The sequence below is a fragment of the Ruegeria sp. F5 genome, from assembly GCF_056533845.1.
The window spans coordinates 1-12,359 of record NZ_JBQFOU010000039.1 but is presented as its reverse complement, the minus strand read 5'-3'; the positions used below and the strand labels follow the sequence as shown (position 1 = coordinate 12,359).

Below are 12,359 nucleotides of genomic sequence, written 5' to 3'. Positions count from 1 at the left end.
CACGATGAACGAGTCCAACAGACTTTCAAATTGCACTTGTTACACTACCCATCCTCAAGCACATAACGTTCGCTCGACCGTAACCCAGAGTAAAACGACGAGCCAACACACAAGATCGGCCCCGAGAATTCGAACTCTGGTGCTGACTGTAAGGCGAAACCGAGACCCCGTATCGCAGACGGCCCAAACCTGAACTTCTGTGCCGGCACAGACGCTGCGCTGCAGTTTATGCCGAAGCCACAATTGAAATGGACGTTGCTGCAATGATATCTGACGCAGATTTTTGTGCGGATTATGATGGTTTAGAAGGTCCGGATGGCAGCGGAGGCGGTGACTTTGGTGGCGGTTTAGATAGCGGGGGGAGGTCGCGACTAAGATGTATTGGCCCCAATCTCGGAGCCAAAACTCACGACTATTCCGGTCGGCAGTCTTGCGAGCAATGGATAGCAATGCCCGCAAGATGAATCACCTTAGGAGTCACGCTCCAATTTTTACCACAACCTCAGCATAAGCTGCGGGGACCGACATAGAGCCGTCAGTCGCGGTGTTGCTCTGGTCAATCAATGCCAGGATGTCAGCTTCAAGCGCTGCCTGCCCTACCTCATCGAGGGCCAGGAAGGCCTTGTGCATGGGTCCATAAAGAGTGCGGAACACATGTAGAAAGTGCGTCGGATCGCAGTAGCGGAACTGAAAATTCGCTTTCGAGACTTGAACGTCACCCACTTTGCCGAACTGAGATTGAAGCCACTCGTCATCGCCCCATCGTGACGGGGACTGTACGCCGTCGGGCGGCGTCAAATGACGACCAAGAGTCTTGAAGAGTTGTCCGATAAAGCTGTCGGGTGTCCAGTTGGCCATGCCTATCTTGCCACCTGGTTTACAGACACGGCCAAGCTCGGCGGCGGCGCGTTCCTGATCGGGCGCAAACATTACGCCAAAGGTCGAAACCACGGCGTCAAAGCTGTCGTCGCCAAATGGTAAAGCCTCGGCGTCTGCGATCTGAAAATCGACACGCAGATCCTCGGCCTGGGCCCGTGCGCGACCCTTATCCAGAAGCGCTTTCACATAATCCGTAGATGTAACTGCGTGCCAGCGCCGCGCGAAAGCAAGCGTTGCGTTGCCGTTCCCAGCGGCGACATCGAGTACCTTTGCACCCGGTACCAGGTCCAGGGCCTCGGCAAGGTTTTCACCAACGATTTGCAGCGTGGTGCCGACGACAGCGTAGTCGCCAGAAGCCCAAGCGGCGTTCTGCTTTGCTTTTATGGCGGCAAAGTCGGGGGATAATACGGATTGTACGTTCATCTGGTTTCCTTTCGATTCTGGGTTGCTGCTCTTTTGGTGTCCGCCACCGGATCGATGAGCCAAGAATGCCACGCCTGGACCCTCAGCGCTTGAAGGGCAGTTGAGGAAATCATGCAGAGTTCTCGGAGAGGCTATGGAAACCGACGTGCGTCTCCTATACTCTGCCCATGATTTGGAAGTTTAAAGGGTTTACGCTGGACAAGATGCGGGCTGAACTGGTTGGCCCTGACGGTCCGGTGCATGTCGAGCGGTATCCGTTGGAGGTGCTTGTCCAACTGATCGAGAATGCCGAACGTGTGGTCACACGTGACGACTTGATCACAGCGGTCTGGGATGGGCGGATCGTCAGTGATGCCACGATCTCCACAGCAGTCAAGCAAGCACGGAAGGCAGTAGGAGATACTGGCGCTGAACAAGCCATCATCCGCACGGTGCATGGCCGGGGTTTTCGGTTCGTGGCGGAGCTTGAAGCCCCTGCCCGGCCAGCCGTTCCGTTATCTAGCGCACCCGAACCAAAAACAACTGAAGCCGATTTGACCCCAGGCCGCGGTCGACCGAGTGTAGCAGTCATTAGATTTCTTCAGTTTGGCGAAGCCCCCGCGCACGCCTCTCTATCGGATGCATTTCCGGCCGAACTTATTTCCAACCTCTCTCGCATACGTTGGCTTCACGTCATCGCTAGGGGCTCTTCCTTCCGCTTCGACCCGCGAGAGATCGACCCGTCTGCCGTAGGACAGCATCTTGCTGTGCGATACATTGTGACTGGCGCAATCGAGATGGTCGGGGAAATGATGACCATTTCTGTGGAAATCCTTTCTACCGAAACTGGAGCGCTGGTCTGGTCGGATCGGTTCGGGGCATCCTTGTCGGAAATCCATGAGGCCCGACGAAATATCATCGCTTCGGTCGTGACAGCCTTGGAACTCTCGATCCCCGAACACGAGGCTGTGCACTCGCGGCACCTGAACGCGGCCGAATTTGACGCTTGGTCGCATTTTCATCTCGGCCTGTCCCATATCTTCAAGTTCAACAAAGGCGACAACCTTATCGCCGCCCAGCACTTCAACTCTGCATTGGCGCTCGATCCCGATTTCGCGCGCGCCCATGCTGGGCTCTCCTTCACGCATTGGCAGAATGCCTTCATGCAGTTTGGACAGGACCGCAAATCTCTGATCGACAATGCACTCACTTCGGCGTCACAAGCGCTGGAGATTGACGCCACCGACCCTTTCTCTAACTTCAACATGGGAAGGGCTCGCTGGCTACAAGGCGACATCGAGGGCAGTCGGAACTGGCTCGACCGTGCCTTGCGGATCAACCCGAATTTCGCTCAGTGCCACTACAACAAAGGCTTGATCCTCACCCTGGACGGAGCGGCAGAGGAGGCCCAGTCCTCGGCACTCACAGCGATGTCACTTAGCCCCCTTGATCCGCTCTACTATGGCATGTTGGGCGTCCGCGCGATGTGCCACATCACCCGCGATGAATTTGATGAGGCCTGCCACCTTGCCGTGCGTGCGATGCAGTCGCCGGGCGCACATTTCTATATTGCGCTGATTGCCGCGGTTGCACATGAACTCAAAGGCGACACGGCAAATGCGCTCCGTTGGCGTGAACACGCTTTGAGGGAACGCCCAGGCGCCACCGCCGAGATGTTCCTCACCGCCTTCCCGTTTAGGCGCCTTGAGATGCGGCAGAAGATGACCGGTGCGCTGCATCGCCTCGATTTACCCTGAAGATCAGTGCACTCACTCCATCCAATCCCCCCGAAGTGTCGGAAGGGATCTGTTGAAAAGTTCTGACCACTGTCGCGCATGAATGTATCGTGCGTATACCGTCCAATGTAATGTGGATCGGCTCTCCTGTTGCAGACTATGATTTCGGCTGGATGTGGGACGAGCTCGGATTGTCAGACCGACGAAAGTGAACCCGCGATGGTCCACGCGGTGAAACGTGTCAGCCCGTTCCATCCGCAAAAAGATCGACAATCAAACGCTCAACTTCCCGGACAGCTCTCGATCGTGCTTCGGGTCGGCGCGCTAGCGATACATTCAGGCCGGGAAGCGGTGGCATCCCGTCTTTCTTGCCAAGTACCCTCAGACCCGTTTCGGCATTCTCGGCCAAACCTGCTGCGATGCCAATCCCTGCCCGCGCTGCCGCCATCATCCCGCCAAAGCTCTTTGTGCTCATGGCAACGCGATACCGGCGTCCCGCCTGCTCCAGCGCCCCTTTTATCGTCCGGGTGTAGTCACTGCCTTCGCCCCAGGCGATAATGGGCAATGGGTCGACCTCATGCAGGTCGACAACCTCAGGTCCAATCCAGACTGCATCTCGCACAAACAAGGGTACGGTTTTCGGCATCCCAGGCGCGTTCCCGGCAAGAAGAGCCAGATCAAGCCCGCTGTCTCGAAGACCATTGATTAACTGCGGCGTGGACTCCGCCCAAAGAGACAGCTCTACTTCCGGTGTTACTTTCCGGATTTCTGGTAGTAACTGATCAAGGATCGGCGTCAAAAAGACTTCAGCCATCCCCAGCGCCACCCGGCCACCGCCCGAGGGTATTGCGAAGACCTCAAGCGCCCGGTCATGGGCATTCAACACCTCACGCGCCGGACCAAGAAGCCGTCGCCCCTCTTGAGTCAGCCGAACTGCACCACTGCCCCGTTCAAAGACCGGTCGTCCAATTTCCCCCTCCATTTTCTTGATCTGCTGGCTCACAGCGCTTTGTGTGCGACCGATCTGTCGGCCAGCCGCAGTAAAACTCCCCGTCTCTGTCACTGCCAGAAAGGCTTTCAGCGCATCGATATCCATGCCCATTAGATTCTCTAATTTCGGTCAGAAAGTAAATTCGTTTGCGTGATCACACATTTTTTCGGCACGTTCTGCAATGAAGGAGACATCCGATGACCAAAGTTCTTGTCCACCGCCTCGCCGTGCCCGACGATTTCGATGCTCTGATGGCGCTCCAGTACCGGGCCACGATTGGTCTCAGTGGTGATCACTACGATCTAGATGCGATGCGTGTCGCTCTGAAAGAAGTGCCGATTCTGACCCGTGATCTAATTGAAGACGGACACTACCATGTTCTGACCGAACCCGAGGACCGGATCCTCGCTGGCGGCGGCTGGTCCGATCGAGCGGTTGAATACGGTCTCTTTTCCGGCGGAACTACCGTCACTCTGCCGCCCGGCCACGCACTTGTCCGGGCTGTGTATGTCGACCCGACTGCGGCCCGTAAAGGACTTGGCACCCGCATAATGAAGCTGATTGAATCTGATGCTATCACAAATGGCATCCGTCATCTTACACTGACCGCCACGCTACCGGGTAAACCACTCTATGAATGTCTTGGTTATCGAACTCTTCACCCGATCGAAAAGCGGCTTTCCACCGGACAGACAGTGCGCCTTGTCGCGATGGATAGAGCATTATCGCACGACCTCAAAACCATTGCAGAGCAATTTTCACACCGGTCGAGCTCGGGTAAGAGGCAGGTTCGCGAGTGTATGGATGAGCAACTGGATGAAGCAACCACAATAGTCTATCGGTAGGTCGAGTGTTGCTTGTGCTCAGCACTGAGGCGTTCACGGTCCAAAGGCCCTCACGAATGGTCTTGTCAAACCCAGTGTCGCTGATGTTATGCCACCATTGACAGTAAAGGGATGTGTCGCAAGCTATGAAGCCCAATTGACGAACATGCGTGATCTGACGATTGTTCCCATCGAATAGTTTTCGAACAGGTTTCAACATGATCTCATTGAAAGGCTGCCATTTTCCCAAGGATGCGATTTTGTACGCTGTATACTTCTACCTGCGGTACACGGTTTCCTATCGTGACTTGGAAGAGATCATGGGCGAACGCGGCGTGGATGTGGACCACGCCACTCTCAACAGATGGATTGTGAAGTACTCACCGATGATCGCAGCGAGAGCACAATCGAAGAAACGCCCAACGCTGAGTTCCTGGCGCATGGACGAGACATATGTTCGTGTTCGCGGCAAGTGGATGTACCTCTATCGGGCTGTCGACAAAGCTGGGAACACCCTTGATTTCATGCTGTCTGAGCGGAGAAACCGACCAGCAGCATCCAGGTTCTTCGCCAAAGCACTGTCTTCCAATGGAATTCCAAACAAGATCGTCATTGACAAAAGTGGGGCCAACGCGGCGGGCATTCGGGAAGTAAACAAAATCCTCAATCGGTTTGGCTGCCCAGCCAAGATCCAAACAGTCAGGTCCAAGTATTTGAATAACATTATTGAGCAGGACCATCGGTTCATAAAGCGTCGCGTCCGGCACATGTGCGGGTTCAAATCGTTCAGATCCGCCTCGGCCACTCTGGACGGCATCGAGGTCGCCAACATGATCCGCAAACGGCAATTCCCCAGCACAAATGCATCTGGTTTTCGGCTATTCGCCGAGATCGCAGGATAAGTGTGTCCAGTACATATCTGACCCTGGCCGCTCCAAAAGCTTGCGACACATCCACATGACCCAAAGCCCCTGCCCCGGCTCGCTTGAGATGGTCCAGGGGCTATTGGCTCAGGGAGATCATGCTGGGGTGTTCTGGGTGGACGCCGATATGTCTGCTGAAACCTAGAGCCCGGTCACGAGCCGGCTGGCTCGGGATTAGCTAATGATGCAGAATGTCAGATGACCGGTGCCTGCACGTCAAAAACGAACCCAGAACGAGTGAGTGTAGGGTTAGGGTGAGCCCGCGCGGGTCCCAGTTTACCGTTTGAGTGGTCTTGTCAGAAACAAAAAACACGCGTGTTACCCTTTATCGGTTAAGACACCATATTTAGTATACATCCACAAAATACCCACAATATACTTGATTTTGAACCCCTTTTGTTCTATTCTCTAGCTACGCTGCCAAGGGCAAGAAACCATGTCCGGATTTTCCAGTTCAGAAACACAGACAGCACTGCCTGCAACAGCCAAGCAACTTGCCTATGCACGCAAGTTGGCCGAGCAACAGAACGTCATCTTGCCATGGGACATCCAGCAAGATCGGCGCGCAATGAGCCAGTGGATCGACATGCAGAGATCAGCACCTCGCGTTCGTGATACCCGGCCAAGCTCCAAGCAGGTGGCTTTTGCGGAGCGCATCGCCCGGATCAAGCGCAATCCTGTTCCGGACGAGTGTTTTCGGGATCGCACTCTGATGTCCCGCTGGATCGATAGCAACAAGCCCTGAACACTATCGCGCTAGTTGGGCTTCTGTCGCGTTGTCTTGCCATGCTGGAAGAGCCTCCGATGTGGTGCTTTCACACATGACTCGCTGCCTACCATCCATCGGGCAGATCGCATCATCCAACCGTGGGATCAAAGGCCTATGCTCCGACCGAAACATAGCCTCGGCGACTTTTTTGTCCTTCAAGTTTACGGAGCGCGGCAGCAGCCTGGACTTCGTCTTCGTACGTCACCATCATGGCTTGCCCGTTTGTGCCAATACGTCCCCAGGTGCGAAGGACCGACACTTCACCAAACAGCGTCGGCTGCAACTCTATTCCATAGAACCGAGCCATGTTGACGTCCGGATCCACATGGATCAGGTGGACAGGTGTAGGCGCTGTCAGCTCCATGACTTCACTATTGCTGGGCACAGCCCAGCTGTCCAATGACATTGCGATATCTATTCTCTGGGAGCGATTCATATCCGTGATGTATGGCGGCACGGGTTTCGCCCGGCTTTATTGATCCGATTGCACCATATGCTGGCAAAAGATCTTTGCAGTCCCTCAGTTCGCCGGATCAGGGTTGACGCGCCCGGCCCTTGTCGCATCCGCTGTGGGTATGGACATAGATGAGAACAAGGTAGATGAGGCCGTCCTGGCGCTGCTCTGGTTGACGTTGCATGACGAGCGTCGTGCGTGGAAGGGTTTTGACTGGGACGCGCTTGACCGCCTGCACCAAAAGGGATTGATCCTGAACCCGGTTGGGAAGGCAAAGTCGGTTGTGCTGACCGATGAAGGCCTACGCCGCTCCGAAGAACTTTTCACAGAGCTTTTTGGGCGCGAGCCAACGAAATAGCACTCGCCGCGACGAGACCATCCATGTCACGCTGATCAGCCCAGTTTGTGGTCTGGCTGGCGGTTGCAATCTGCGCTAGATCGCCTCTGTCCGGCGAACAGGGAGAAGCAGAAGATGACAACGGGGAACGATCTTGGTGGGCTCATCGGGTTTATCACCCGTGACGAGATTTGGAACGAGCGGCTCGCGGATGTGTTGGACGAGCATTTTCTGCCAAGTCTCGAAGCCTTTGATCTCGATTTCGAGGATCTGGGCGACTTGCTGGGCGAGGATTGGCCAATGGTTCTGTGGGGCGGTGGCCTGGAAGACTTGCTGGGAAGGACATTCGGACCGGCCGCTGAAAACGCTGCAGATGCTTATCTGATCGGGAGCGGTTCCAAGGAGAGTGCGCAGACCCGCGCCTATATCAAAGGATTGCGGGACGCACCGGTCAGCCTTTATGAGGTGAGCGAGATAGACCCCGGCAAATCCATGGTCTTGCGCGACGTGCTTTCGGACGAAGAACCGGTCACCGTTCGGGAACACAGCGCGACGCAAATGCTGCAGCGATGGGATCACATCGCAGCTCGGGTTGTCGCGCAGGGGGATCATAACGTGATCTCAGGGGCGCTGCTTCCCTTCGAGTCAGAAACCGTCGCGTTTTTTGAAGACGGGCTCCGCTCCGTGTTGAGATTGAACCCCGACGATGAACTGAGACTGACACAGGATCAGCTTCACCGTTCCGCACCCCTCTTCACCAATGCCTGGCTCTTCGCACATCTGCCGAACTTGCTGGATCCGGAACCACCGCAGATCAGCAACAGCGATGGCGACAACCTGCTCTTTCACGACATGCGCTTCCCCCTCGCCAGAAAGGTGACGCACAGCCAGGTCTCGCAAAAACTATCCCAGTCTGCCGAGCTCGTGATCTCTAGTCAGAAGGATTGGACCTGGCTTGACGTCGACACCCCGTCCAGCAAACAGCGTGCCACTGGCCTCGTGTTGGACAAGTCGACGTCAGGGGCCTCTGTGCTTGGGTCCCTGAACCTGAAGGGCAAGACACTCACGCTTTCTGTAGACTCTGCAGCGCGCGCAGAACGCGGCGAAGCCCTGGTTCGGGACCTCCTGGGGGATCTGGTGAAGTCACCGCTGACATCAATCCAGACCGTTGCACAGATGATGGCGGATGACAGCCCGGGTGACGGAGTGGCAGAAGAAGAACACATCCCCCCTGCCCTTGCCCATCAGATTGCCCACGAACATCTCGACCATCACTACCGCGACACACTTGACCAGCCGATCCCGGCCCTGGATGGCAAGACCCCGCGCCAGGCCGCTCGCAGCACAGCGGGCAGGAAGAAAGTCATCGACTGGCTGAAGACAATCGAAAACCGCAGCGCGCATCAGACCGGCTCTCCCGTTGCAGACTATGATTTCAGCTGGATGTGGGACGAGCTCGGTCTGTCAGATCATCGAAAATGAACCAGCCAGCCAATCAATTCAGGTTGCCCAGCGGTCATCCAATCTTGCCGTCAGGCATGCCCTACCGCCCGCCAGAGATGTTAACTTTGCCCACAACCTTCGCTCCGCTTTCAGTTGCCATCGTCTTTGCCGCTACATCAGCTTGAATTTGCGCGCTCGATGCAATCTTCAGATCGTCGCATTTCAGGCTGCCTTTGTGCTTACCCTCAATAATGATCTTCTTGGCTGACAATTCACCGTCTACCGACCCGCCGACGTGAACAGTGATTGTCTCAGCACTGACATCCCCAACTACTCGGCCTTTGACCTCGATGCCTCCCGCACTTGAGTTGAGATCGCCTTCAATTGTCAGATCTTCTTCAATGATTGAGCTTGCCAACTTGAGATCCTCCAAGTGAGATATTGGACACCCTAGTTTGGATATCAGCCTTTGGCCACCGTCGTTAAAAGTGAATTGTTCCGTTAACAACATCGGGCCGGGCCCGTGCACAAGAACTGACACTGCAGGAACCCTGCCAGTGTTCTTTGCGCAGCTTTCGATCGGGCCTTCGTGCTGGAGATGCTGGATCGACATCCGTGGCGTTTTCCAGTTCTACAGCTCTTCCTACCCTGTATGGACAGTATTATGGTCGCTTCTAAGCCGATATTCGTTCAGGAGCGCTCAATGCCGTTTCCAGATCATGTATTTCGACACGCGCCCGCTTTGCGTGGAAGAATTACGTCACCGGATACGTCCGAGATGCGGTTTGGGTATGAACGTTTCGCTGAACTTGACGAACAAGCGCTGGAACAGGGTTGGCCGCCGGGGTGGCGTATGGACCATGAAGACCGCGAGGCCAACCGACAAGAGATCCTTGCCGATCGCTTGAAGAGCGACCTTTGGGTTTTTGCCTATGGCTCGCTCATCTGGGACCCAGCCGTGTATGTAACAGAATACCGACGCGGCCTTCTTAAGGGCTGGCACCGCAGCTTCTGTATGCGGTTGGAAGGCGGGCGTGGCAGCCACGACCGTCCAGGGTTGATGGCCGCTTTGGATGAAGGCGGGCAATGTGACGGCGTTGTCTTCAGAATAACAGCGGGCCTGGTAGATCAGGAGACAAAGTTTCTGTGGCATCGCGAAATGTTTGCCGGTGCTTATGAGCCGCGTTTCCTGGAGATCGATACTCCGCAAGGTTCGGTGGAAGCCCTGGTATTCGTTATGGATAGAAGCAACCGTCGCTACGTGCCGCACCTCGACCAGGAAGAGGCGGCGAAGATGATTGCAGTAGCTGAAGGCGGTCTCGGTTCGAACTTCGACTATCTCCATTCCCTCGTCGACCACTTGAACGAACTGGACATTGAAGACCGCGAGGTGCGTCGATTGCTCGAACGGGCCCGTGTGCATCGATAAATGTCGATCAGGACTCACTGCTCTCATCAGATGGGCGGGCCTTGATCATGGTCAGACTCGTTTTACACAGTCTAAAGCTCCGCTAGTCTGCCCACTCCACAATTTCTTGTTTCAAGGCTAGACGGGATGATCCCGAAGAAAACCCAGATTGAGCATTTCCTTATGTCTCATTCAGTCGACTTTGATCAGCTTTCTCCAGTTGAGAGTGAGCAGGTAAAAACCGACTGGCTTGCGACATATGCATTGAGAGTAAAGAAAAACACGGGCGCCTGGATTCACAACGGATTTCGATGGCACGGTTTTAGTTACGGACTTCAACCTGCCATCACGGGTTCAGATGCTTTGATCGGGTATCAGAAGCAATGGTCGGCACCTTATGTAGTTTTCGACGAGAGCGATGACTGGGCCTACTCGTGTACCTCCAATCGATATCCCGACTTCTCTTCATTCCACGCAGACATTTACGTGGCCCATCACAACATGAAATGGACAATGGTTTTCACGCATGAACAGCCAGATTTGGGGCCTTATCTCGCATTCAAATCGGAAAACGTAAATTGATGGAAATTACCAAGTATTGAACAGGGCTAGGTATCGCGGCAGGTTAAACTGTCTGAATCTCCGCACGCTCTGAGCCTCAATTCAATTGAAGCGCTGCGGTTGCCATTCATCTTCACGAAGACCTCGTCCACGTGCCACTTCCATTTGGAGAATGCGCGCAGTTGCTGAACACGCTTCCGCCTTATCTCAGCAGCAGATATCGGGCCAAATCCCACGCATCTGTTCGGCCGATTTGAGGGCGCGCTCAATCGATTCAACCTCGCGGTTGAAGAGATGATCGGGAGTTAGTCTGTCGGCGTTATTTCACAACAACGGACATTCCTTCAACGCGCAGCATTTCGCATGTTTGAGCTCACACCCGCCACCCGAGCAAACGCGGTATTCTGCGGAAGAACGCCTCGCGTTCTGCTGAGGGCTGTCCATTCCGGAATCACGAGCCTAAATCAAGATGTCGCAGTGCGTCTCTCGAACCTGCCGTTCGCGGCAAGCGCGAGAAAAGAGACTCCCAGAATTCGCACAACCTCATTTAAGTTTTGGGTCAGGCTAGGTAGCGGGACTCAATCAATCCTGTGTCCTACCGTCCGCCTTCAATTTCTGAGCGAGCAAACTCAGCTCTTTGTAGATGAGACCTGCAGCGGGGTGCCAAGCGGTTATATCTTTCCCCTGTTGCGAGACGACGAAGGCGTCGCCTCGTGATGCAGGTCCCGTAAGCGCTCTAAGTGGCCCATAGGCGGCAACATTCTCACAGGTGACTTGAAGTAGCGTGGTGTTCAGTTGCTTTGCAATGTCATCAGGCACTCCTGCGGTAGCCCAGGCCTCACGCGCGATCGCCTGCAGAACCACGGTGAAGTTATTCGAAATCACGGCGGCCGCATGATAAAGGCTTTTGCTATCCGAATTGATCTGAAATGGGATGCCACCAATCTCCGCAAGAAAGCCTTTGATAAAATCCACGGCAGAGTCGTCACCCTCAATGCCACAAAGTGTTCCCTCGAATTGCTGGATCGCGGTTGCCGGCTCAGCGAACGTAAGTACCGGGTGCACGCTGGCCAGTCGCCAGGCTAGCTTCTGAAGCGGCGCCATTCTGTCTGCTGGAAAGAAACCACTGCAGTGAAACGCAACGGGAGGCGGTTCATTGGCATCGTGTTGACCAACAACTTTTGCGAGTTCGGTTGCTGCATTTGAGATCTGAGAATCCGGCACCGCCAAAATCCACAGGTCGGCCGGCGCCAGGTCTGCGTATTTGTCCACCGCTCTGCCCGTTCCCGCAATCTTGGCGGCGTTTTCCGCCGATCTAAATCGAGAACTCACTATGTCTTGAACCGAATACTTGGATGAGTGTCGCAAAAGGCCGAGTATGGTTTGACCCACACGACCGGCACCGACAAGATTTACTCTGATTTTTGCCATTCAATGACCTCCGACCGATACGCTCATACTTCCTTTGGGTACATGCTAAGCGACGGACCAATTCATCAGTACCAAATTGTCCAAGGCAACAATCAACCGGAGCGGCCCAAAGCGGATGAGGTGGGTGGCTCCTGCTCCACCGGCATCGAATGTGCCAAAGTGCAGTTGTGATTGACTGCTAGGAAAGGAGCCACCCAATGA

General features: G+C 55.0%; 13 protein-coding genes and 1 pseudogene. 8 read left to right on the top strand and 6 right to left on the bottom strand.

The window, feature by feature from the left end:
* Positions 1 to 477: 477 nt before the first annotated feature.
* Entirely contained in the window at positions 478 to 1,302 is an 825-nt protein-coding gene (locus ACR0K1_RS24995) for a class I SAM-dependent methyltransferase (RefSeq protein ID WP_480852251.1), read from the bottom strand.
* A 167-nt stretch (positions 1,303 to 1,469) separates the two neighbouring features.
* Here ACR0K1_RS24995 and ACR0K1_RS24990 point away from each other — a divergent pair, with 167 nt between their 5' ends.
* The gene (locus ACR0K1_RS24990; RefSeq protein ID WP_480852250.1) at positions 1,470 to 3,038 is read left to right on the top strand and encodes a winged helix-turn-helix domain-containing tetratricopeptide repeat protein; all 1,569 of its coding nucleotides are present in this window, start codon (positions 1,470 to 1,472) and stop codon (positions 3,036 to 3,038) included.
* A gap of 220 nt (positions 3,039 to 3,258) precedes the next feature.
* Here ACR0K1_RS24990 and ACR0K1_RS24985 read toward each other — a convergent pair whose 3' ends face one another.
* Positions 3,259 to 4,113 carry a LysR family transcriptional regulator gene (locus ACR0K1_RS24985; protein ID WP_480852249.1) on the bottom strand — a complete coding sequence of 285 codons (855 nt, stop codon included), beginning with the start codon at positions 4,111 to 4,113 and terminating at the stop codon, positions 3,259 to 3,261.
* 92 nt (positions 4,114 to 4,205) lie between these two features.
* On the opposite strand from ACR0K1_RS24985, the gene ACR0K1_RS24980 reads away from it, so the two are divergent.
* The 3 genes from ACR0K1_RS24980 (at position 4,206) to ACR0K1_RS24970 (ending at position 6,500) form a co-directional block, all read left to right on the top strand.
* A complete protein-coding gene (locus tag ACR0K1_RS24980) occupies positions 4,206 to 4,853 on the top strand; it encodes a GNAT family N-acetyltransferase (RefSeq protein WP_480852248.1) in 648 nt (215 codons plus the stop codon).
* A 197-nt stretch (positions 4,854 to 5,050) separates the two neighbouring features.
* The gene (locus ACR0K1_RS24975) at positions 5,051 to 5,734 is read left to right on the top strand and encodes an IS6 family transposase (RefSeq protein ID WP_480852247.1); all 684 of its coding nucleotides are present in this window, start codon (positions 5,051 to 5,053) and stop codon (positions 5,732 to 5,734) included.
* A gap of 457 nt (positions 5,735 to 6,191) precedes the next feature.
* Positions 6,192 to 6,500, top strand: coding sequence for a hypothetical protein (locus ACR0K1_RS24970; protein WP_480852246.1), 309 nt, complete (start codon positions 6,192 to 6,194; stop codon positions 6,498 to 6,500).
* 136 nt (positions 6,501 to 6,636) lie between these two features.
* Here the strand turns inward: ACR0K1_RS24970 and ACR0K1_RS24965 are convergent, their stop codons facing one another.
* A complete protein-coding gene (locus ACR0K1_RS24965) occupies positions 6,637 to 6,888 on the bottom strand; it encodes a WGR domain-containing protein (protein ID WP_480852245.1) in 252 nt (83 codons plus the stop codon).
* Positions 6,889 to 7,099: 211 nt separating this feature from the next.
* On the opposite strand from ACR0K1_RS24965, the gene ACR0K1_RS24960 reads away from it, so the two are divergent.
* Positions 7,100 to 7,336: a DUF6429 family protein gene (locus ACR0K1_RS24960; RefSeq protein WP_480852244.1), complete on the top strand. Its 237-nt coding sequence runs from the start codon at positions 7,100 to 7,102 to the stop codon at positions 7,334 to 7,336.
* Between the two features lie 114 nt (positions 7,337 to 7,450).
* Complete coding sequence (locus ACR0K1_RS24955) at positions 7,451 to 8,797, top strand: DUF7986 domain-containing protein (protein WP_480852243.1); 1,347 nt, start codon at positions 7,451 to 7,453, stop codon at positions 8,795 to 8,797.
* 61 nt (positions 8,798 to 8,858) lie between these two features.
* Here ACR0K1_RS24955 and ACR0K1_RS24950 read toward each other — a convergent pair whose 3' ends face one another.
* Positions 8,859 to 9,191 (bottom strand): bactofilin family protein, encoded by a 333-nt coding sequence (locus tag ACR0K1_RS24950; protein WP_480852242.1) that lies wholly within the window; start codon positions 9,189 to 9,191, stop codon positions 8,859 to 8,861.
* A 270-nt stretch (positions 9,192 to 9,461) separates the two neighbouring features.
* Here ACR0K1_RS24950 and ACR0K1_RS24945 point away from each other — a divergent pair, with 270 nt between their 5' ends.
* Positions 9,462 to 10,187, top strand: a complete 726-nt coding sequence (locus ACR0K1_RS24945) for a gamma-glutamylcyclotransferase (protein WP_480852241.1) — start codon at positions 9,462 to 9,464, stop codon at positions 10,185 to 10,187.
* Positions 10,188 to 10,313: 126 nt separating this feature from the next.
* A complete protein-coding gene (locus ACR0K1_RS24940; protein ID WP_480852240.1) occupies positions 10,314 to 10,748 on the top strand; it encodes a DUF4275 family protein in 435 nt (144 codons plus the stop codon).
* A gap of 101 nt (positions 10,749 to 10,849) precedes the next feature.
* Here the strand turns inward: ACR0K1_RS24940 and ACR0K1_RS24935 are convergent.
* Together ACR0K1_RS24935 and ACR0K1_RS24930 are read right to left on the bottom strand one after the other, a co-directional pair.
* A pseudogene (locus ACR0K1_RS24935) lies at positions 10,850 to 10,957 on the bottom strand (IS6 family transposase); the annotation flags it as partial.
* A gap of 352 nt (positions 10,958 to 11,309) precedes the next feature.
* Positions 11,310 to 12,158, bottom strand: coding sequence for a Rossmann-like and DUF2520 domain-containing protein (locus tag ACR0K1_RS24930; RefSeq protein WP_480852239.1), 849 nt, complete (start codon positions 12,156 to 12,158; stop codon positions 11,310 to 11,312).
* Positions 12,159 to 12,359: the final 201 nt, after the last annotated feature.